The sequence below is a fragment of the Okibacterium fritillariae genome (genome assembly GCF_052783725.1).
In genome coordinates, this window is the sequence record NZ_CP199917.1 from 1,395,144 (window position 1) to 1,416,902 (window position 21,759).

The following is a 21,759-nucleotide window of genomic DNA, read 5'->3' on the forward strand; positions in this document are numbered from 1 at the left end:
ACATCCTCTCCCGGCCGTTTTCGTGTCTGACGGGTCTCGCTATCCGCGGTACTTGAGCCAGACCGCGCCGAGGGGCGGCAGGGTCATCGACGCCGACGCGCTGCGGCCGGCCCACGGGTCGTTCGTCGCCGTAACGGTGCCCATGTTGCCGACTCCGGAACCACCGAACGCCGCGGCATCCGTGTTGAGGATCTCGTCCCACTCACCCGCGAAGGGCAGGCCCGTGCGGTAGTCGTTGTGGGGAGCACCCGAGAAGTTGACGAAGACGGCGATGGCGCTGCCATCCTCGGCCCAGCGGATGAAGGAGACGACCGAGCGTTCGGCGTCGCCCCCGTCGAGCCACTCGAAGCCCTGGTGCGACGCGTCCAGCTCCCAGAGGGCCGGGTTGGCGACATAGGCCTTGTTCAGCTGCGACACGAGGTCGAAGAGACCCTGGTGGCTGGGCTGGTCGAGGGTCCACCAGTCGAGCCCGCGGCCCTCGGACCATTCGGACTGCTGCCCGAACTCCTGGCCCATGAAGAGCAGCTGCTTGCCGGGGTGCGCCCACATGAAGGCCAGGTAGGCACGCATGTTGGCGAGCTTCTGCCAGTGGTCGCCGGGCATCTTGCTGAAGAGCGAACCCTTGCCGTGCACGACCTCGTCGTGGCTGATCGGCAGGAGGAAGTTCTCGCTGAACGCGTAGACGAGCGAGAAGGTGAGCTCGTTGTGGTGGTAGGAGCGGTAGAGCGGGTCCTCCTGGATGTACTCCAGCGAGTCGTGCATCCAGCCCATGTTCCACTTGTAGCCGAAGCCGAGGCCGCCTTCGCTCGTGGGCTTGGTGACACCGGGCCAACTCGTCGACTCCTCGGCGATCACGACGACGCCGGGGTTGCGCTTGTAGGCCGTGGCGTTGGCCTCCTGCAGCAGCGAGATGGCCTCGAGGTTTTCGCGGCCGCCGTGCTCGTTGGGCAACCACTCGCCCTCCTTGCGGGAGTAGTCGAGGTAGAGCATGGACGCGACGGCGTCGACACGCAGCCCGTCGACGTGGAACTCCTCGAGCCAGTAGAGCGCGTTGGCGACGAGGAAGTTCTTCACCTGGCGCTGGCCGAAGTCGAAGACCAGCGTGCCCCAGTCCTTCTGCTCGCCGCGGCGCGGGTCGGGGTGCTCGTAGAGCGGCTGACCGTCGAAGTTCGCCAGCGCCCAGCCATCCTTGGGGAAGTGGCCGGGAACCCAGTCGAGCAGAACGCCGATGCCGGCGCCGTGCAGGCGGTCGATGAGGTAGCGCAGGTCGTCGGCGTTGCCGAAACGGCTGGTTGGGGCGTAGTAACCCGTCACCTGGTAGCCCCACGAGCCGCCGAAGGGATGCTCGGCGAGCGGCATGAATTCGACGTGCGTGTAGCCGAGGGCGAGCACGTAGTCGATGAGCGGCTCGGCCAATTCGCGGTAGCCGAGACCCGGGCGCCACGAGCCCACGTGCATCTCGTAGACGCTCATGGGGCGGCGGTGCACCTCGGTGGTGGCGCGCTGCTCGAGCCACGCGGCATCTTGCCACTCGTGCGTCGACGGCGGGGAGACGATGGAGGCGGTGCCGGGGGACTGCTCGGCGAAACGCGCCATGGGGTCGGCCTTGCGGTGCCAGACGTTGTCCTGGCCCAGGAGGTCGAACTTGTAGAGTGCATCGGATTCGAGGCCGGGCACGAAGATCTCCCACACGCCCGTCGAACCCATGTTGCGCAGCGCGTGGCCTGTGCCGTCCCACCCGTTGAAGTCGCCGACGACGCGTGCGGCCTGGGCATGGGGGGCCCACACCGAGAAGCTCACGCCCGAGATGCCGCCGTGCGTGCGCACGTGGGCGCCGAGAGCGGTCCACAGCTCTTCGTGGCGGCCTTCGCCGATGAGGTGCAGGTCGAGTTCGCCGATGGTGGGGGCGAAGCGGTAGGGGTCGTCGGCGATCCACGGGGGACCATCCTCGTAGGCGGCCTCGATCGTGTAGTCGACGGGGTCGCCGTCGAAGACGCCCTGCCAGATGCCGGCGTGGGCGTGTTCGAGCGTGACGGTGCCGCCCGGTTCGAGGTGCGCCGTGACCGATTCGGCCAGGGGGCGTCGGGTGCGGATGGCCGTGCGGCCGTCTCCCAGCGAGTGGATGCCGAGAACGCTGTGGGGGGAGTAGTAGCGGCCCTCGGCGACGGCTTCGAGGATCCACTCGTCGACCGTGGGGTCGGCGGGGGTCGACTCGGCGGGCTGAGCGTCGGAAGAGTCAGGGGCTGACGCCGATGCAGGCGCTGCGTCGTCGAGCGAACCGACCCCGGCGGATGGGTCGACGCCGGTCGCGGCTTCGGGCTCGCTGCCGGGAACGTCGATCACGACATCCGCCGCGTCGCCGTCGAACTGGCTGACCTGGGCGGGCAGCTCCTCGTCGACCTCGTCGGCGTGTGCCTCGGCCTCGGGGGAGATCGTCTCGGGGTCGCGGTCTTGGCCGGCGTACTCGCCGAACGGTTCCGCGTGGTGTGCGTGCTCGACGCCCGGTGCCTCGGAAACGGGCGTGGATGCATCGGGCTTCTCGTTCTGTTCGGTCACGGGTTCCTCAGCCTTCGGGGCGGTGGCGGGTGCAGACGCGTCCGGGGCAACGGGTGCGTTGCGCGTCACGGGTGCGGGTGCCGGTGCGGATGCCGCCGCGGGTGTCGATGCGGTCTCGTCGGGCTCGTCGGCCGACTTCTTCGACCAGGGGAAACGGGGAGGGGTCATGGGCGGATCTCCTTCGCCTCGAAGATGTGCACCGGGTGCGAGAACGCATCCAGTCGCACGTAGTTGTGGTCCCCCCACGTGTAGGTGTCGCCGGTGACGAGATCGGTGACCTCGTAGGCCGCGCCCTGCGGAATGCCGAACGCCGTCGTGTCGAGGTGCACCGTCGTCTCGCGGACGGAGTGCGGGTCGACGTTGGCGACGACGAGGATGCGGTCGGTCGTGCCATCCTCGGTGAACGCTCCGTCGAGGAACTTGCTGTAGACGAGGATGCTGTCGTCGTCGCTCGCGTGCAGCGTGAGGTTGCGCAGCTGCTGCAGGGCGGGGTGCTCGCGGCGGATCTTGTTGAGCAAACCGAGGTAGAGGCCGAGCGATGCACCGGCCTGTTCGGCGGCCGCGAAGTCGCGCTGCTTGTACTCGTACTTCTCGTTGTCGATGTTCTCTTCGGCGCCCGGGCGGGCCACGTTCTCGAACAACTCGAAACCGGAGTAGACGCCCCAGACGGGTGCGGCCGTCGCGGCGAGGGCGGCTCGGATCGTGTAGGCGCTCGGCCCGCCGAACTGCAGGTACTCGGTGAGGATGTCGGGCGTGTTCACGAAGAGATTCGGGCGCAGGAAATCGCTCGTCTCGTGAGAGATGCTCTGGAAGAACTCTTCGAGCTCCTCCTTCGTGTTGCGCCAGGTGAAGTAGCTGTAGCTCTGCTGGAAGCCCACCTTGGCGAGCCCCTGCAACATGGCCGGGCGCGTGAAGGCTTCGGCGAGGAACACGATGTCGGGGTGCGTCTGGCGCACCTCGTGCATGATCCACTCCCAGAAGTCGAGCGGTTTGGTGTGCGGGTTGTCGACGCGGAAGATGTGCACTCCGAGGTCGATCCAGTGCCGCAGCACGCGCAGCGCCTCCTGGCGAATGCCCTCGGGGTCGTTGTCGAAGTTGATCGGGTAGATGTCCTGATACTTCTTCGGCGGGTTCTCGGCGTAGGCGATCGTCCCGTCGGGCAGCGTGGTGAACCATTCGGGATGCTCGGTCACCCACGGGTGGTCGGGCGAGGCCTGCAGCGCGAAGTCGAGGGCCACCTCGATGCCGTACTTCTTCGCCTCGGCGAGGAAGAACTGGAAGTCCTCGACGGTGCCGAGGTCGGGGTGGATGGCGTCGTGCCCGCCCTCAGCCGAGCCGATGGCCCACGGCGATCCGGGGTCGTGCGGTCCGGGGTTCATCGTGTTGTTCGGGCCCTTGCGGAACGCGTGGCCGATGGGATGGATGGGCGGCAGGTAGAGCACGTCGAAGCCCATGGCCGCCACACCCTCGAGGCGCCGGGCCGCGGTGCGGAACGTGCCGGACTGCCAGGAGCCGTCGGCGTTCTTGACGGCGCCCTCGGAGCGCGGGAAGAACTCGTACCAGGAGCCGACGCCGGCGCGGCGACGCTCGACGCGCAGGGTGCGCTCGTCGGAGAAGCTCTCGAGCGAGGCGAGGGGGATGTCGGCGAGCAGGGCCGAGACGGTCTCGTCGCTGATGACGGCGGCGCGTTCCTCGAGGGACCGTTCGTCGTCGAGCAGCGTGCGGGCGGCCGCCGACAGGCGGGCCCGGGCGTCTTCGGAGCGTTCGGGCTGGTCGGCCGCGAGGGAGGCGAGTCCCGCACCGATCTGGAACATGAGCTCGACATCGATGCCGGCGGGCACCTTGATCTCGGCGGCGTGCTGCCAGGTGGCCCAGTCGTCGGCGAAGGCGCGCACGCGGAACGTGTAGTCACCCTCGGCATCCACGCGGACGAGGCCCTCCCAGCGGTCGAGGCCGGGGGCGCCGGGGGACAGACGGTGAGCCGTCGTGGTGCCGGACGGGTCGGTCAAGAGGAGCTGCGTGCCGATGAGGTCGTGGCCCTCGCGGAAGGCGGTGGCGCCGAACTCGACGACCTCTCCGACGACGGCTTTGGCCGGCCACAGGTGGTCGGGCAGCGCGGGCGTGACGTCGAGCACGGGGATACGCCCGATGACGGGTCGGAAGTCGTTGGCCGCCTGCTGCGCGGCGTCGGGCGCCGTCGGTGTACCGGTGCCGTCCTGGTTCGCGGCGCTTTTCTGGTTGGCAGAGAGCGACAGGTCGAGGGCGGCTGCGCCGGCGGTTGCCGAGGCGCCGGCGGTCGAACCGCTCGTCGGCAGGTCGCCGCCCGAGGCTTCGGTCGGAACGTGCTCGGTGCCGGGCTGCGTCGGAGCGGCGGCGGCAGCGTCGGCCGAAGACTCGGTCTCTGCCGCAGACGGCGCGGCATCGACGGCCGGAGCGTCGGGTGTGTGCGACGCGGCCGCCGCGGGCGGCGTCGGAGGCGACGCCTCGATGATCGGGGTTTCTGCGGCCTCCGCCGCGCCCGGGCTTGCTGCCCCCGGGCTCGTCACGATCCCGTCGGCCGCGGCCGCTTGGGGCGACGAAGCCTTCTTGCTGGTCTTCGCCGGTGTCCGACGTCGGTTGCCTTTTTCTGCTGCCACGAGAGCCGCTCCCCTTACCGTTGGTCCTTGTCCGACCGTACCGGAGTCGGGCGGCCTCTGTGAGGGGTTGTATCGTCCGGGCACAGCATCTAAGAGCGAGTTCACACCACCGGTTTATGCTGAGCGGGTGAAGGCGATCAGACGATTTACCGTGCGGCCCGTGCTCCCTCCCGCTCTCGACGCGCTCGGCGTGCTCGCCTCGAACCTCCGGTGGAGTTGGCATGAGCCGACGAAGCGGTTGTTCCGCGAGATGAGCGCCGAGTTGTGGGAGTCCACGGGGCACGATCCGGTGGCTCTGCTGGGGGCGATCGGCACCGACCGATTGCGTCAATTGGCGGATGATCGCGGCTTCGTCGAGTGGGCGAACGGGCTGCGCTCCGACCTCGAGGTCTACCTGCGGGAGCCGCGCTGGTATCAATCGCTCGGAGACGACGCGCCGACATCCATCGCATATTTTTCGCCCGAATTCGGCATTGCGGCGTCGTTGCCGCAGTATTCGGGTGGCCTCGGCATCCTTGCGGGTGATCACCTGAAGGCCGCCTCAGACCTGGGTGTGCCGCTCGTGGCCGTCGGGCTGTTCTACCGGGCCGGCTATTTCTCGCAGTCGTTGTCTGCCGAGGGCTGGCAGAAGGAGAGCTATCCCGTTCTCGACGCGGATGGTCTGCCCGTGCAATTGTTGCGAAACGCCGACGGCACCCCGGTGGTCGTCACCCTGGCGATGCCCGACGGCGGCGCCCTCTCCGCCCGCGTGTGGCGGGCCGAGGTGGGCCGCGTGCCCCTGCTGTTGCTCGACACCGATATCCCCGAGAACACGGCCGAATACCGCGCGGTCACCGACCGTCTCTACGGCGGCGACACCGAGCACCGGCTGCGCCAAGAGCTGCTCCTCGGCATCGGCGGCGTTCGAGCGGTCGAACACTGGTGCGATCTGTCGGATGTCACGTTCCCGACCGTCTTCCACACCAACGAGGGGCACGCGGGGTTCCTCGGCCTCGAGCGCATCTCGTCGCTCATCGGACAGGGCCTGTCGTTCGCCGAGGCGCTCGAGGTCGTGCGGGCCGGCACGGTGTTCACGACCCACACCCCCGTTCCCGCGGGGATCGACCGCTTCGACCGGGGCCTCGTCGCGCGCTACCTGGAGGGCGGCGACCTGCTTCCGGGCGTCGACCCGGGTGATGCGCTTGCCCTCGGAGCCGAGCCGGGCGACGGGGGTGACGGCGGCGCGGGAGGCGAAGCATCCGCGTTCAACATGGCTTTCATGGGGTTGCGGCTGGCCCAGCGCGCGAACGGCGTGTCCGAGTTGCACGGCGACGTGTCACGCGGCATGTTCCAGAAGCTGTGGCCCGGTTTCGAGCAGGCCGACGTGCCCATCGGGTCGATTACGAATGGTGTGCACGCCGCGACGTGGACGGATTCGCGGATGGTGCGCCTGGCCGAGGAGCGTTTCGGCACGACCGACACGACGAGCGTCGACTGGCAGTCCGACGCGCTCTCCGACGACGACCTGTGGCGCGTGCGCCGTGAGATGAAACAGGCGCTCGTGGCGGATGCCCGCGAGCGCGAACGGGCCCTCTGGCTGGAGCAGAACCGCGGCGGCATCACGCCGGACTGGATCGACCAGGTGCTCGACCCCGACGTCTTGACCATCGGTTTCGCGCGTCGGGTGCCCACCTATAAGCGACTGACGCTCATGCTGCACGACCAGGAGCGGCTCACCCGCATCCTGACCGACCCCGATCGGCCGGTGCAGATCGTCGTCGCCGGCAAATCGCATCCGCATGACGAAGACGGCAAGCGGCTCATCCAGAAGCTCGTCGAATTCGCCCAGCAGCCGGCCGTGCGCGGGCGCATCGTGTTCCTCACGAACTATGACATCCGCATGGCCCAGGTCCTCTACCCGGGCACGGATGTCTGGCTGAACAACCCGCTGCGGCCGCTCGAGGCGTGCGGCACCTCCGGTATGAAAGCGGCCATGAACGGGTCGCTCAACCTGTCCATCCTCGACGGGTGGTGGAACGAATACTTCGACGGCGTCAACGGCTGGGCGATCCCCACGGCCCCAGGCGAGGGAGCCAGCGAGGAGCGCGACCTGTTCGAGGCGAACGCCCTCTACGACCTGCTCGAGACGCGCGTCGTGCCCGAGTTCTATGACCGCGGCGACGACGGCGTGCCCCGCGCCTGGATGTCGCGCGTGCGGCATTCGCTCGCCCACCTGTCGCCCGAGCTCAGCGCCGAGCGCATGGTGCGGGAGTACGTCGAGAACCTGTACGTTCCGGCCGCCCGATCGCGAGCCGCCCTCGCACCCGAGAACGCCCGCCCCGCGCGCGAGCTGGCCGCGTGGAAGCAGCGCGTGCGCGGTGCCTGGCCGGGTGTCGCGGTGGCCCACGTCGAATCGGGCGGGCTCGAGCACGTTCCCCAGGTGGACGATGTGCTGCGCCTGCGCGCCCGCATCCGCACGGCAGGCCTGTCTCCGGATGAGCTGAGCGTGCAGGTCGTCTACGGCGCCGCGTCGTTCGACGGCGAACTCACGTCCACACGAGTCGTCGAATTGCGACCGGCCGGCGGGGGCGAATCCGGCGAGACCGTGTTCGAGGGCGAGGTGCGCCTCGTGCACTCGGGAGGCTTCGGTTATACCGTGCGCGTGCTGCCGCGGCATCCGCTGCTCGCCGCGCCCGCCGAACTCGGGCTCATCGCGCACGCCGACGACGCGCCGAGCGACGCCGCCGCCGAGGCGCTCGGTCGGGTGCCGTCGTTGCTCGGCCAGACGTCGGTGCCGTCGACGCCGGGTGGCCAGGGCTACGGTGGTTCGGCCTCCGACACGGGGTTCGGTGACGCGTCGTCGGACGGTTTCGACGACCGGGCTCACGAGGGGCACGAGGCCGACGGTTCGGAGGCCGGCCCGCAGGGTGACGGCGCTCACACGGACGGCGCTCATGTGGGCGGCGCTCATGTGGATGGCGCAGATGGCGACGGTTCGCACGGCGACGGCGCTCCCTCCGATCGCGCGGAGGGCTGACCCGGTGTACGACCTCGACGCCTTCCCGGGCGGCCGCATCGTGGGCGGCCTGGTCGTCATGTCGATGATCGCCGTCGTGCTGTTCCTGTTCGCGCGAACGTATCGCCGGTCAACGGCGGCCGGGGCGAATAGGCGTTTCGACACGGTCGAGATCCCGCCGGACATCCCGGGCTCGCGTGAGTTCATCGTGCGCGACGACAAGACGGGTTCGAGCTTCCAGTTCATCGTGCTGCACGACTACGCGAGAATCACCCGCGTTCTGGTGCCGAAGAGACACGAGGGCGCCGGGGCCGAACGCGACATGTTCGTCGAGGCGCTGAAACGCTCGGGCGGTGTGCAGAACTGGGCCTGGCCCGTGTCGACCGCCGAGGGCCAGGAGTTCCTCGTGCGGCTGTCGCACGAGTTTCCACAGCTGCGATTCGTCGACGGGTATGGCAACCGCATCGGGTGGCAGTGACCGAGACCGGTGAGCACGACCTGCACGACATCGAAGCGGATGTCGCGCGCCGGCTGCGTGCGGCCGGCTCCGTTTTCGCCGAGGAAGAAGCCACGTTGCTCGTCGGGGAGGCCCTGCTCGCTGGAGAATCCGTGGCCGAACGCGACGCCATGCGCGCAGCGGACGCTGTGCTCGTCGGGGAGGCGGCGCTCACAGGGGAGGCCCTGCTCGTGGCGCGGGGTGGGGCCCTAGACCGGGTCGACCTCGAGCGGATGGTTGCGCAGCGTGTTTCCGGAGTGCCGCTCGAGTACGTCGTCGGGTGGGCGCTATTCGACGGCATCCGCGTGCGCGTGGGGGACGGCGTGTTCGTGCCGCGGCATCGCACCGAACTGCTCGTCGACGCGGCCGCGTCGGTCACCCGGCCCGGAGACGTGGCCGTCGACCTCTGTTGCGGGTCGGGCGCGATCGGATTGGCCCTCACCCGTCGTGTGCCCGGCATCGCGTTGAGCGCCGCCGACATCGACCCCCGCGCCGTCACCTGGGCACGCGTGAACCTCGAACCGGCGGGCGGCCGGGTCTTCGAGGGCGACCTCTACGCGGCGCTCCCCGAGAGCCTGCGCGGACGCATCCGCACGCTCGTCTGCAATACGCCCTATGTGCCGACCGCCGACATCGCCCTGCTGCCGCCCGAGGCGCGCCTGTATGAGCCGCACGGCACGCTCGATGGCGGCGACGACGGGCTCGACATCCAGCGCCGCGTCGCCGATGACGCCCGCACGTGGCTCGCACCCGGAGGGACACTCTTCGTCGAGACGAGTGATGCTCAATCGCACGAGTCGGCCGAGATCATGCAGGCGGCAGGTCTCGCGGCACAGATCATCCGCTCACCCGACGGCGACGCCACGGTCGTGAGCGCTCGCCGCCCTTAGTCGCTCTCGGCCCGGAACAACCACATCGACGTCGCGCACACGTCGACGACATCGCCCGGCGCGAACACGGCGCCATCGTCGCCCGTCACGTCGTCTTCGGCGCTCGACCACAGCGATCGATAGCGCACGACGCCGTTGTGCTGCGGCAGGGTCACCCTGACCTCGGTTTCGACGCCGTGCACGATGAGCAGGATGCGGTTGAACTCCTCGGTTTCGGGCGTCGACGCCGCGACGTATTGCAGCGTGCGGTGGCGGGGAGACGTCCAGTCCTCGTCGCTCATGGTCGCACCGGAGGCGTCGTACCAGTCCATCTCGCTCGCGCTCGGCACGCGAACGCCGCTCTTGCCGAACCGCTGGGGCCGCAACGCGGGGTTCTCGGCGCGCACGCGCGTCAGCGTCTCGACGTGCCGACGCAGCGCCTGCTCGAGGAGGGTCGGCCCATAGGACAACCACGTGAGCTCGCTGTCGTGGCAGTAGGCGTTGTTGTTGCCGCGCTGGCTGCGCGCGATCTCGTCGCCCGCCGTGAGCATGGGCACGCCCGCCGACAGCAGCAGCGTGCCGAGCAGGTTGCGCATGGCCTTGCGGCGCGTGGCCAGGATGCCGGGGTCGTCGGTCTCGCCCTCGGCACCGTGATTGAACGAGCGGTTGTTGTCGCTGCCGTCGCGGTTCGACTCGCCGTTGCCCACGTTGTGCTTCACGTCGTAGGACACCAGGTCGGCCAGTGTGAAACCGTCGTGTGCCGTGACGAAGTTCACCGAGGCGAGCGGCCCCCGCGAGGCGCCGAACGTGTTCGACGAGCCCGCGAGCCGGGTGGCGAAACCACCGATGCCCACGGGCGGGTCACTCGCGCGCCGCGAGTAGTCCACATCGCTCAACCAGAAGTTGCGCGCGCGGTCGCGGTAGCGGTCGTTCCACTCGTGCCAGCCGTCGGGGAAGTTGCCCGTCTGCCAGCCGCCCATGCCCACATCCCACGGCTCGGCGATCATCTTCACGCCCGCGAGCGCCGGGTCGTCGACGATGGCGGTGAGAAGCGGATGCTCGGGGTCGAACTCATGCCCCGCGTTGCGCCCGAGCGCCGCCGCCAGGTCGAACCGGAAACCGTCGATCTGCACCTCGTTCGCCCAGTAGCGCAGCGAATCGAGCACGAGCCGCTCACCGCCCGGCGAGTTCGTGTCGAGCGTGTTGCCGCAGCCCGTGACGTCGATGTAGCGCCCGCGATCGTCCTGACGGTAGTAGCTCGAGTCGTCGAGCCCGCGCAGGCTGAGGCGCGGACCATCCGGCCCCTCTTCCGCCGTGTGGTTGTAGACCACGTCGAGCAGCACCTCGAGCCCGGCCTCGTGCAGCAGCTTCACCATGCCCTTGAACTCGCGCAGCACGGCCGCCGGCCCACCCGCCTGCGCCGTGCGCGACGCATAGGGCGCGTGCGGGCTGAAGAACGACAGCGTGTTGTAACCCCAATAGTTGGTCATGCCCTGCTTCAGCAGCCGCTGCTCCGACACGAAGGCGTGCACGGGCAGCAACTGCACGCTCGTCACCCCGAGGCTCGTGAGGTGCTCGATGGTCGAGGGATGCGCGAGCCCCGCGTAGCTGCCCCGCAGATTCTCGGGCAGCGCCGGGTTGAACTTCGTCAGGCCCTTCACATGGGCCTCGTAGATCACCGTGCGATCGAGCGGCACGGCCGGTTTCTGCACGCTGCCCCAGTCGAAGGTCTCGTCGACGGCCGTCGAACGCCATTCGCCCTGCGCCACACGCTGCAGGCCGCGGCCATACGGGTCGAGCAAGAGGGCATCGGGGTCGAAGCGGTGGCGCGGGCCCGTTGGGCCGTCGGCGCGCAGAGCGTAGCGGCGGCCGGGCGTGAGCAGGGGAGAGCGGGCGGTCCAGACATCCGATTCACCGCGCGTCAGGGGCACACGGGCGGTGACCCACTGGGGATCGGTGTCGTCGAAGAGGACGAGTTCGATGCGGGTGGCGCTCGCCGACCAGACGCCGATGCGGCCGCCGGACCCGTCGAATCTCACACCGAGGGACGCGAACGGGTCGGGGGTAGTCATGAGTTCTAGAGTAGTAAGGGCGTTCGACGGCAAAGTAACGAGCACCTGAATGCGTTTGAGGAGCACGATATGGCGGTCTATCTCGACCACGCGGCAACCACCCCCATGCTGCCGGAGGCGATCGACGCCTACACGCGCGCCCTCGGCACGTTCGGCAACCCGTCCTCGATCCACTCGGCGGGGCAGGAGGCCAAGCGTCTGCTCGAAGAATCCCGCGAGACCGTTGCCACGAGCGTGGGCGCCGACCCCATCGAGGTGGTCTTCACGTCGGGCGGCACCGAGGCCATCAACGCGGCCATCAAGGGGCTGCACTGGGCGCGCAACGTCGGCAAGTCGCGGCCCCTCATCCTCGCGCCCGGGGGAGAACACCACGCCACCATCGACGCCGTCGAATGGCTGGTCAACCGGCAGCAGGCCGAGGTGCACTGGCTGCCCCTCGACGACGACGGGTTCGTGCTGCTCGACGCCCTCGAACGCGAGCTTGTCGACAACGGCGACCGCGTGTCGCTGCTGACGAGCATCTGGGTGAACAACGAGGTCGGCAGCATCCAACCCATCGAGCGGATGTCGGCGCTCGCCGCCCGCTTCGGCGTGCCGTTCCATGTGGACGCCGTCGCCGCCTACGGACACGTGCCCATCGATCTGGCCGCCGTGCGCGCCGCGAGTGGGAGCACGGGCGGCGCGGGTCTCGTGGCGCTCAGCGTGTCGGCGCACAAGATCGGCGGGCCGGTCGGTGCGGGCGCGCTCGTGCTCTCGCGCCGCGCCACCATCGAGGCGCTCGTCCATGGCGGCGGGCAGCAAAGACAGGTGCGTTCGGGCACACAGGATGTCGCGGCCGCTGCGGCATTCGCGGCCGCCGCGCGTTCGGCGGTCGAGCGCATGTCCTCCGAGGGCCCGCGGCTCGCGGACCTGCGCGACCGGCTCGTCGACGGCGTGCGCGCGGCCGTCCCCGACGCTGTGCTCAACGGCCCGACGGGCGAGACCCGCGTGGCGACCAACGCTCACTTCTCCTTCCCCGGATGCGAGGGCGACTCGCTCCTCTTCCTCCTCGACATGGCGGGGGTCGCCGTCTCGACCGGGTCCGCATGCCAGGCGGGCATCCCCGAGCCGTCCCACGTGTTGCGAGCCATGGGCCGCGACGAGGATGCCTCACGCGGCGCCCTGCGCATGACCCTCGGTCACGGCAGCACCGACTCCGATGTCGACGCGCTGCTCGCCGCCCTGCCGTCGGCATACGCGCAGGCCCGTAAGGCCGGTCACGCCGACCGCGCCGTCGTCCCGCGCTGACACCTCGCGGCGGGGGCACAGCGGCCCCGACGCATCCGCTCTCAGCCGCGCGTAGACTTATCGGATGAAAATTCTTGCGGCGATGTCTGGCGGTGTCGATTCTGCGGTGGCTGCCGCGAGAGCGGTCGACGCCGGTCACGAGGTGGTCGGCGTGCACCTGGCCCTGTCCCGCATGCCGGGCACCCTGCGCACGGGCAGCCGAGGCTGCTGCACCATCGAAGACTCGACCGACGCGCAGCGGGCGGCCAACATCATCGGCATTCCCTACTACGTGTGGGACTTCTCCGAGCGCTTCAAGCTCGACGTGGTCGACGACTTCATCGCCGAATACTCGGCTGGGCGCACGCCCAACCCGTGCATGCGCTGCAACGAGAAGATCAAGTTCGCCGCGCTGCTCGAGAAGGCCATCGACCTCGGCTTCGACGCCGTGTGCACGGGTCACTACGCCACCATCGTCACCGACGACCAGGGCAACCGCGAGCTGCACCGCGCCAGCGCCTGGGCGAAAGACCAGTCCTATGTGCTGGGCGTCTTGACGGCCGAGCAGCTGGCGCACTCGATGTTCCCGCTCGGCGAGACCCCGTCGAAGGCGCTCGTCCGTGCCGAGGCCGCCGAACGCGGTTTCAGCGTGGCCTCGAAGCCCGACAGCCACGACATCTGCTTCATCCCCGACGGTGACACGAAGGGATGGCTGGGCGAGCGCGTCGGCATCGCCGACGGCGCCATCATCGACCGTGAGGGCAACACCGTGGGTGCCCACGAGGGTGCGCACGCCTACACGGTCGGCCAGCGCCGCGGCTTGAACCTCGGCGTGCCGGCGCCCGACGGCCGCCCCCGTTTCGTGCTCGAGGTGCGCCCGAAGACCAACGAGGTCGTCGTCGGCCCCAAGGAGGCGCTGGCTATCGCCGAGATCGCCGGAAGCCGATACACCTGGGCAGGGCTGCCGCAGCAGCATCCCGAGGAATCGTTCGACTGCGAGGTGCAGATCCGCGCGCACGCCGACCCCGTGCCGGCTGTCGCGCGCATCCAGCCGACGGAGAACGGCGACGAGTTCGTGGTCACCCCCGAGATCCCGCTGAACGGCGTGGCCCCCGGCCAGACCGCCGTCATCTATGTGGGAACGCGCGTGCTCGGCCAGTTCACGATCGACCGCACGGTCAGCGCCGTACCCGTCGGCGTCTAGCCGAGAAGGTTCTCGGCTGCAAGGCTCGGGCGCCGGCGCAACCCCGTTCGTGTGTCGGTGGTGGTCTCTAAACTGGTGCCATGAGCACGAGCCGCGATTCTTCAGCCCCCGTCGACGAGCGCACCCCTGACGAGGTAGCCGAGCTCGAGCGGGCGCGCGACGAGGTCGCCCAGCTGACCGATCGCATCCTCACACTGCGCGACGAGTACTACGAGAAGAACGCGTCCACGCTGAGCGACGCCGACTACGACGCGCTGGTGCGCCGACTCGACGAACTCGAGCGGCTGCATCCCGAGCTGCAGAAGGTCGACAGCCCCACGCAGACCGTTGGTGGCCGTGCCGAGACCACGCAGTTCGCGCCTGTCGAGCACGCCGAGCGCATGCTCAGCCTCGACAACGTGTTCAGCGAAGAAGAACTCGCCGAATGGGCCGCCAAGGTCGAGCGCGATGCGGGCTCCGAGCGCGTGCGCTTCCTGAGTGAGTTGAAGATCGACGGCCTCGCCATCAACCTGCGCTACGAGAACGGCGTGCTCGTCACGGCCGCCACGCGCGGCGACGGTGTCGTGGGCGAAGACGTCACGGGCAACGTGCTCACCATGGGCACCATCCCCGAGCGACTCTCCGGTTCAGGTCATCCGCCGCTCGTCGAGGTGCGCGGCGAGATCTTCTTTCCCGTCGAGTTGTTCGACCAGCTGAACGAGCGTCAGCGCCAGGCCGGCGAGCGGGTGTTCGCCAACCCGCGCAACGCCGCCGCCGGGTCGCTGCGCCAGAAAGAAGAAGGCAAGAGCGCCGAGAAGCTCGCGCTCATGCAGAATCGCCTGAAGAGCCTGCGCATGCTCGTGCACGGCATCGGCGCCTGGCCCGTGCGCGAGCTCGAGCGCGACACGCAGGTCACCTCGCAATCAGAGGTCTATGGGCTTCTCGAGAAGTGGGGTCTCCCCATCTCCACGCACTTCCGGGTCTTCGACACCATCGACGAGGTCACGGGGTTCGTCAAGAAGTACGGCGAGCAGCGCGCCTCGGTCGAGCACCAGATCGACGGCATCGTCATCAAGGTCGACGACCTCGGGCTGCACGAAGAACTGGGTGCCACGTCACGCGCGCCCCGTTGGGCCATCGCTTACAAGTACCCGCCCGAAGAGGTCAACACCAAGCTGCTCGACATCGTCGTGAGCGTGGGCCGCACGGGCCGCGCCACACCCTTCGCCGTCATGCAGAAGGTCGAGGTGGCCGGCAGCGAGGTGCGCCAGGCCACGCTGCACAACCAGCAGGTCGTCAAGGCCAAGGGTGTCCTCATCGGTGACACGGTCGTGCTGCGCAAGGCCGGCGACGTCATCCCCGAGGTGCTCGGGCCCGTCATCGAGCTGCGCGACGGCACCGAGCGCGAATTCGTCATGCCCACCGAATGCCCCGAATGCGGCACGCCTCTGAAACCTGCGAAAGAGGGCGACATCGACCTGCGCTGCCCCAACGCGCGCAGCTGCCCGGCGCAGGTGCGCGGGCGCGTCGAGCACATCGCCTCCCGCGGCTCGCTCGACATCGAGGGGCTCGGCGAAGTCGCGGCCGCGGCGCTCACGCAGCCCGCCGTGCCCGAGACGCCGCCGCTCGCCACCGAGGCCGGGCTCTTCGACCTGACGATGGCCGACATCTTCCCCATCGAGGTCGTCGTGCGCGACTCCGAGACGGGCATGCCGAAGCTCACCGAGCAGGGCGAGCCCAAACGCGACACCCCGTTCCGTCGCCGCCGCAACGTCAAACGAGACGGCGCACACGATCCGTCGTCGGACGTGTTCGACGGCGACGAGACCTCGGTTCCGTCGAAGACCGCACACGAGATGCTCGCCAACCTCGAGGCGGCCAAAACGAAGCCGCTGTGGCGCATGCTGGTGGGGCTCAGCATCCGGCACGTCGGCCCCGTCGCCGCGCGCGCCCTGGCCAACTACTTCGGGTCGCTCGACGCGATCCGTGCCGCCTCACGCGACGAACTCGCTGCCGTCGACGGCGTGGGCGGCATCATCGCCGACGCGCTCATCGCCTGGTTCGAGGTCGACTGGCACGTCGAGATCGTCGAGCGCTGGGCCGCGGCCGGCGTGCAGTTCTCGACGCCCGGTCACCCGGGGCCGGGGGCCGCCACCGAGGCCGGGGGAGTGCTCTCGGGCATCACGGTCGTGGCCACAGGATCGCTCGAGGGGTTCACGCGCGAGGGCGCCCTCGAAGCCATCGTGCAGGCGGGCGGCAAGGCTGCATCCAGCGTCTCGAAGAAGACCGACTTCGTCGCCGCAGGCCCGGGCGCCGGGTCGAAGCTCGCCAAGGCAGAGGCCCTCGGCGTGCGCATCATCGACGCCGAGCAATTCGCGCTGCTCCTGCAAGAAGGCCCGGCCGCGCTGGCCGAAGAGCCTGAGGCGGAGTCGCCGGAGGCTTCGGACCCAGCGGCTGAATAGCTCGGCACGCTCCCGCACGGCCTCGGGGTGAACGCAGCGTCCACCCCGAGGCATGAGCGGGTCGTCGCGCCTGCGGGTCTGGCGGCGCGACGGGCCCGAACGACTAGCCCGCGATGATGCTCTCGCGCACCTTCTTGCGCAGAACTTTGCCGATGAGCGACACGGGCAGCTCGTCCACGACCACGATGCGGCGCGGAACCTTGTACGGCGTCAGCTGGTCGCGCGCGAACGCACGCAGCGCGTCGGCATCGATCGTCTGTCCCGGCGCGGCGACGACAGCGGCCACGACATCCTCGCCCGAATGCACCGACGGCACACCCACGACGGCCGCGTCGGCCACCGATGGATGCATGCGCAGCGCGTTCTCGACCTCGGTCGGAGCCACATTGAACCCGCCCGTGATGATGAGCTCCTTGATGCGGTCGACGACGCTCACGAACCCGTCCTCGTCGAGCGACACGATGTCGCCCGTGCGGAACCAGCCATCGACGAAAACCGCCGCCGTCTCGTCGGGCTTGCGGTAATACCCGCCGAACACCTGGGGTCCGCGCACCAGCAACTCGCCCACCGAGCCGATCGGCAACACCTCGTGAGGGTCGTCCTGATCGACGACGCGCACCTCGGTGCCGGGAAGCGGCAGCCCCACCGTGCCCGCCTTGCGGTTGCTCGCCACCGGGTTTGCCATCAACACCGGCGAGCACTCGCTCAGGCCGTAACCCTCGACGAGGAACCCGCCGGTCGCGGCCTCCCACGGCTCGACGAGCGTCTCGGGCAGCGTCATGGCGCCCGAGATCGCGATCTCGATGCCCTGCAGCGACACGCCCTGCTCGGTGGCCGCGCGCAGCAGGCGGTCGGCGATGGGCGGCACGGCCGGCAGGAACGTGGGCGGGCGCTTGGCCGCCACCTTCAGTACGAGATCCGGATCGAACTTCGGGAACAGCACGAGCCGCGCGCCCATGCTCATCGCGAAGGTGAGGCACAGCGTCAGTCCATAGGCATGGAACATGGGCAGCACGGCATACACCGTGCACTTGCCCCGCTCGATCGTGGGCACCCACGCGCGGGACTGCGCCGCGTTGGCAAGCAAGTTGCCGTGCGTCAGGGCTGCACCCTTGGGCGTGCCCGTGGTGCCCGATGTGTACTGGATGATCGCGAGATCGCCCGTCTCGGGGCGAGGATGCTTCGCATCGAGCTTCTTCGAGGCGACCAGCTTCTCCCACAACACCGTCCCCGACACCTTCTCGGTGAGAGCAGCTCGCGATTCACGCGCCTTCTTGATGGGCAGGGTGAGGGCCGCTCGCGTGTGAGCGGGCATGGCGCGTGTGACGTCGACCGAGATCAGGGTGTCGACCGCGACATCCGACGGGAACTCCTGCACCGTGCGCACGACCTTGTTCCACACGATGGCCGTCTTGGCGCCGTGGTCTTCGAACTGGTGCCGCAACTCACGCGCCGTGTAGAGCGGGTTGTGCTCGACCACGATCGCCCCGAGCCGCAACACGGCGTAGAACGCCACGATGTGCTGCGGGCAGTTCGGCAGCACGATGGCCACGGTGTCGCCCTTCGACACGCCGAGTCGGCGCAGGGCCTCGGCCACGCGCGCGATCTGCTCGACGAGTTCGTCGTAGCTCGTGGTGCGGCCGAAGAACTCGAGAGCGGCGGTGCGGCCGTACTGGGCCGCCGATTCGTCGACGAGATCGACCAGGCATCCGGTCTGGGTCGGGATGTCGGTGGGCACCCCCTCGGCATAACTCTTGAGCCAGGGTTTCGCGTCGTCGTTGGTCGCTTCGAGGTTCACGCCTCCACTTTAGGTGTCGAGCGCGATCGGGGCACCCGCCGGAACGCGCGTCGGCCATAGAATTAGGGCACACCACCCCCAATCAGATGGAGTGTTATGTCTGAAATCACGCCGGAGCTGGTGGCGCATCTCGCCAACCTCGCCCGGATCGACCTCGGCGACGACGAAATCCAGAGCCTCACGACAGAGCTCGGGCAGATCGTCGACAGCATCCAGAAGGTGCAAGAGGTCGCCACCGACGACGTCCCCGCCACCAGCCACCCGATCCCGCTCACCAATGTGTTCCGCGACGATGTCGTGGGCGAGACGTTGACCATCGAGCAGGCGCTGCAGAACGCGCCCGAACACGCCGACAACCGCTTCAAGGTCTCGGCAATCCTGGGGGAGGAACAGTGAGCGACATCATCCGCATGACCGCGGCCGAACTGGCCGAGAAGCTGTCGTCGCGCGAGATCAGCGCCGTCGAGGCCACGCGTGCGCACCTCGACCGCATCGCAGCCGTCGACGGCGACGTGCACGCGTTCCTCCACGTCTCCGACCACGCCATCCAGCAGGCCGAGCGCATCGACGAGCGCCGCGCAGCCGGTGAGCAGCTCGGCGAACTCGCCGGTGTGCCGCTGGCCGTGAAAGACGTCCTCGTCACCACCGATATGCCCTCCACCTCGGGTTCGAAGATCCTCGAGGGCTACATGTCGCCCTACGACGCCACGGTCGTCAAGCGGGCGCGCGAGGCCGGCCTCGTGCCCCTCGGCAAGACCAACATGGATGAATTCGCCATGGGTTCCTCCACCGAGCACTCGGCCTACGGCCCCACCAAGAACCCGTGGGATCTCACCCGCATCCCCGGCGGCTCCGGTGGCGGTTCGGCCGCGGCCGTCGCGGCCTTCGAGGCGCCCCTCGCGCTCGGCAGCGACACGGGTGGCTCCATCCGCCAGCCCGCGCACGTCACGGGCACCGTCGGCATGAAGCCCACCTACGGCGGCGTCAGCCGTTACGGTGCGATCGCGCTGGCCTCCTCGCTCGACCAGGTCGGCCCCGTCACGCGCACGGTGCTCGACGCCGGTCTGCTGCACGACGTCATCGGCGGCCACGACCCGCGCGACAGCACCTCCCTGCGCGACGAGTGGCCCTCTATGGCCGCCGCCGCCCGCGAGGGTGCCACCGGCCAGGTGCTGCGCGGCCTCAAGGTGGGTCTCGTGCGCGAGTTCCAGGGCGACGGTTTCCAGGCCGGCGTCAAGAGCCGCTTCGACGAGGCCGTCCAGCAGCTCGAGGCGCAGGGCGCCGAGGTCATCGAGATCTCGGCACCGAACTTCGAGTACGCGGTGTCGGCTTATTACCTGATCCTGCCCGCCGAGGCATCCAGCAACCTCGCCAAGTTCGACTCGGTGCGTTTCGGCATGCGCGTTCAGCCCGAAGGTGGCGGCACGGTCGAGCAGGTCATGTCGGCCACGCGCGAGGCCGGTTTCGGTCCCGAGGTCAAGCGCCGCATCATCCTCGGCACGTATGCCCTGAGCGCCGGCTACTACGACGCCTACTACGGCAGCGCGCAGAAGGTGCGCACGCTCATCCAGCGCGACTTCAACGCCGCGTTCGAGCAGGTCGACGTGATCGCCACGCCGTCCGCGCCCACGACCGCGTTCAAGCTGGGCGAGAAGCTCGGCGACCCGCTGGCCATGTACCTCAACGACCTGACCACGATCCCCGCCAACCTCGCGGGCGTTCCGGGCATCAGCGTGCCCATCGGTCTCGCCCCCGAGGACGGGCTGCCCGTCGGCATCCAGTTCATGGCCCCGGCCCGCGAAGACGCCCGTCTCTACCGCGTCGGTGCGGCGCTCGAGACGCTGCTCGACGACGCCCGCGGCCACACCCTCATTTCTGAAGCACCTGCCCTGGGAGGCAAATAATGGCGAAGGATCGGTTGCTCGACTTCGACGAAGCGCTCGAACTGTTCGAACCCGTCCTCGGTTTCGAGGTGCACGTCGAACTGTCGACCAAGACCAAGATGTTCTCCGACGCGCCCAACGAGTTCGGCTCGCTGCCCAACACCAACGTGTCGCCCGTGTGCCTCGGCCTGCCCGGTTCGCTGCCCGTCGTCAACGGCCAGGCCGTGCGCTACTCGATCAGCTTGGGCCTCGCGCTCGGCTGTGAGATCGCGCCGTCGAGCCGCTTCGCGCGCAAGAACTACTTCTACCCCGACCTGGCGAAGAACTATCAGATCTCGCAGTTCGACGAGCCCATCGCCTTCGAGGGGTCGGTCGACGTCGAGCTGTCCGACGGCACCATCGTCACGGTCCCCATCGAGCGCGCGCACATGGAGGAAGACGCCGGAAAGCTCACGCACGTGGGCGGTTCGACGGGCCGCATCCAGGGCGCCGAGTACTCGCTCGTCGACTACAACCGCGCGGGCGTGCCCCTCGTCGAGATCGTCACAAAGCCCATCTACGGCGCCGAGCACCGCGCGCCCGAGATCGCCAAGGCCTATGTGGCCACGATTCGCGACATCGTCGTGTCGCTCGGCATCTCCGAAGCCAAGATGGAACGCGGAAACCTGCGCTGCGACGCCAACGTCTCGCTGCGCCCCCGCGGCCAGGAGAAGCTCGGCACGCGCACCGAGACGAAGAACGTGAACTCGCTGCGTTCGGTGGAGCGCGCCGTGCGTTACGAGATCCAGCGGCAGGCGGCCATCCTGAAGGGTGGCGGCACCATCACGCAGGAGACGCGGCACTGGCACGAAGACACCGGCGCCACCTCGGCCGGTCGTCCGAAGTCCGACGCCGACGACTACCGCTACTTCCCCGAGCCCGACCTGCTGCCCGTCGAGCCGTCGCTCGAGTTGATCGAAGAGCTGCGTGCGGCCCTGCCCGAGCCCCCGGCCGCGCGTCGTCGTCGCCTCAAGGCCGAGTGGGGTTTCACCGACCTCGAGTTCCAGGATGTCGTCAACGGCGGTCTCCTCACCGAGATCACCGAGACGGTCACGGCCGGCGCGACCCCGCAGGCCGCCCGCAAGTGGTGGACCGGCGAGATCTCGCGGCTCGCGAACGCGCAGGGTGTCGAGGCATCCTCGCTCGTCGAGCCCGCGCAGGTCGCGGCGCTCACGCGTCTGGTCGATGACGGCACGCTCACCGACAAGCTCGCCCGCCAGGTGCTCGAAGGTGTCATCGCCGGCGAGGGCACCCCGCAGGAGGTCGTCGACAAGCGCGGCCTCGCGGTCGTGTCCGACGACGGAGCACTCATCGCGGCCATCGACGAGGCGCTGCTCTCGCAGCCCGACGTCCTGGCCAAGATCAAGGACGGCAAGGTGCAGGCCGCCGGCGCCGTCATCGGTGCGGTCATGAAGGCCATGAAGGGCCAGGCCGACGCCGCTCGCGTGCGCGAACTCGTGCTGGAGCGCGCTGCCGCCGTCGAAGAATAGTCACCCGCCGCGGG

At 69.1% G+C, this 21,759-nt stretch carries 13 protein-coding genes; 9 read left to right on the top strand and 4 right to left on the bottom strand.

Annotation, left to right across the window (positions count from 1 at the left end; genetic code table 11):
- Positions 1 to 39: 39 nt before the first annotated feature.
- Both glgB and ACUWEX_RS06580 read right to left on the bottom strand, forming a co-directional pair.
- Positions 40 to 2,724, bottom strand: a complete 2,685-nt coding sequence (glgB, locus tag ACUWEX_RS06575; protein ID WP_445997488.1) for a 1,4-alpha-glucan branching protein GlgB — start codon at positions 2,722 to 2,724, stop codon at positions 40 to 42.
- On the bottom strand, positions 2,721 to 4,670 hold the full coding sequence (locus ACUWEX_RS06580; protein ID WP_445997614.1) for an alpha-1,4-glucan--maltose-1-phosphate maltosyltransferase: 1,950 nt from the start codon (positions 4,668 to 4,670) through the stop codon (positions 2,721 to 2,723). The genes glgB and ACUWEX_RS06580 overlap by 4 nt, the downstream gene beginning before the upstream one ends.
- 649 nt (positions 4,671 to 5,319) lie before the next feature.
- Between ACUWEX_RS06580 and glgP the strand changes: the two genes are divergently transcribed.
- Genes glgP through ACUWEX_RS06595 form a run of 3 tightly spaced genes read left to right on the top strand, consistent with a single transcriptional unit; the run spans position 5,320 to position 9,573 of the window.
- On the top strand, positions 5,320 to 8,208 hold the full coding sequence (glgP, locus tag ACUWEX_RS06585; protein WP_445997489.1) for an alpha-glucan family phosphorylase: 2,889 nt from the start codon (positions 5,320 to 5,322) through the stop codon (positions 8,206 to 8,208).
- Positions 8,209 to 8,212: 4 nt separating this feature from the next.
- Positions 8,213 to 8,665, top strand: a complete 453-nt coding sequence (locus ACUWEX_RS06590; protein ID WP_079727373.1) for a hypothetical protein — start codon at positions 8,213 to 8,215, stop codon at positions 8,663 to 8,665.
- Positions 8,662 to 9,573 (top strand): putative protein N(5)-glutamine methyltransferase, encoded by a 912-nt coding sequence (locus ACUWEX_RS06595; protein WP_445997490.1) that lies wholly within the window; start codon positions 8,662 to 8,664, stop codon positions 9,571 to 9,573. Before ACUWEX_RS06590 ends, ACUWEX_RS06595 begins: the two co-directional genes overlap by 4 nt.
- On the opposite strand, the gene glgX is transcribed toward ACUWEX_RS06595, so the two are convergent.
- Positions 9,570 to 11,624, bottom strand: coding sequence for a glycogen debranching protein GlgX (gene glgX, locus ACUWEX_RS06600; RefSeq protein ID WP_445997491.1), 2,055 nt, complete (start codon positions 11,622 to 11,624; stop codon positions 9,570 to 9,572). The genes ACUWEX_RS06595 and glgX overlap by 4 nt on opposite strands.
- Positions 11,625 to 11,693: 69 nt before the next feature.
- On the opposite strand from glgX, the gene ACUWEX_RS06605 reads away from it, so the two are divergent.
- From ACUWEX_RS06605 to ligA, 3 genes are all read left to right on the top strand, one after another.
- On the top strand, positions 11,694 to 12,911 hold the full coding sequence (locus ACUWEX_RS06605) for a cysteine desulfurase family protein (protein WP_445997492.1): 1,218 nt from the start codon (positions 11,694 to 11,696) through the stop codon (positions 12,909 to 12,911).
- 64 nt (positions 12,912 to 12,975) lie between these two features.
- On the top strand, positions 12,976 to 14,094 hold the full coding sequence (gene mnmA, locus ACUWEX_RS06610; protein WP_445997493.1) for a tRNA 2-thiouridine(34) synthase MnmA: 1,119 nt from the start codon (positions 12,976 to 12,978) through the stop codon (positions 14,092 to 14,094).
- A gap of 80 nt (positions 14,095 to 14,174) precedes the next feature.
- Positions 14,175 to 16,535 (top strand): NAD-dependent DNA ligase LigA, encoded by a 2,361-nt coding sequence (gene ligA / locus ACUWEX_RS06615; RefSeq protein ID WP_445997494.1) that lies wholly within the window; start codon positions 14,175 to 14,177, stop codon positions 16,533 to 16,535.
- Positions 16,536 to 16,638: 103 nt separating this feature from the next.
- On the opposite strand, the gene ACUWEX_RS06620 is transcribed toward ligA, so the two are convergent.
- Complete coding sequence (locus tag ACUWEX_RS06620) at positions 16,639 to 18,333, bottom strand: long-chain-fatty-acid--CoA ligase (protein ID WP_445997495.1); 1,695 nt, start codon at positions 18,331 to 18,333, stop codon at positions 16,639 to 16,641.
- 96 nt (positions 18,334 to 18,429) lie between these two features.
- Here ACUWEX_RS06620 and gatC point away from each other — a divergent pair, with 96 nt between their 5' ends.
- From gatC to gatB, 3 genes are read left to right on the top strand one after another with little or no spacing between them, the layout of a single operon-like run.
- On the top strand, positions 18,430 to 18,729 hold the full coding sequence (gene gatC, locus ACUWEX_RS06625; RefSeq protein ID WP_077053394.1) for an Asp-tRNA(Asn)/Glu-tRNA(Gln) amidotransferase subunit GatC: 300 nt from the start codon (positions 18,430 to 18,432) through the stop codon (positions 18,727 to 18,729).
- Positions 18,726 to 20,237: an Asp-tRNA(Asn)/Glu-tRNA(Gln) amidotransferase subunit GatA gene (gatA, locus tag ACUWEX_RS06630; RefSeq protein WP_079727380.1), complete on the top strand. Its 1,512-nt coding sequence runs from the start codon at positions 18,726 to 18,728 to the stop codon at positions 20,235 to 20,237. The genes gatC and gatA overlap by 4 nt, the downstream gene beginning before the upstream one ends.
- Positions 20,237 to 21,745 carry an Asp-tRNA(Asn)/Glu-tRNA(Gln) amidotransferase subunit GatB gene (gatB, locus tag ACUWEX_RS06635; RefSeq protein WP_079727381.1) on the top strand — a complete coding sequence of 503 codons (1,509 nt, stop codon included), beginning with the start codon at positions 20,237 to 20,239 and terminating at the stop codon, positions 21,743 to 21,745. The genes gatA and gatB overlap by 1 nt, the downstream gene beginning before the upstream one ends.
- Positions 21,746 to 21,759: the final 14 nt, after the last annotated feature.

Coding starts and splice junctions, on each gene's coding strand:
- glgB (WP_445997488.1), bottom strand. CDS start 2,724: ATGACCCCTCCCCGTTTCCCCTGGTCGAAGAAGTCGGCCGACGAGCCC.
- glgX (WP_445997491.1), bottom strand. CDS start 11,624: ATGACTACCCCCGACCCGTTCGCGTCCCTCGGTGTGAGATTCGACGGG.
- ACUWEX_RS06605 (WP_445997492.1), top strand. CDS start 11,694: ATGGCGGTCTATCTCGACCACGCGGCAACCACCCCCATGCTGCCGGAG.
- mnmA (WP_445997493.1), top strand. CDS start 12,976: ATGAAAATTCTTGCGGCGATGTCTGGCGGTGTCGATTCTGCGGTGGCT.
- ligA (WP_445997494.1), top strand. CDS start 14,175: ATGAGCACGAGCCGCGATTCTTCAGCCCCCGTCGACGAGCGCACCCCT.
- gatC (WP_077053394.1), top strand. CDS start 18,430: ATGTCTGAAATCACGCCGGAGCTGGTGGCGCATCTCGCCAACCTCGCC.
- gatB (WP_079727381.1), top strand. CDS start 20,237: ATGGCGAAGGATCGGTTGCTCGACTTCGACGAAGCGCTCGAACTGTTC.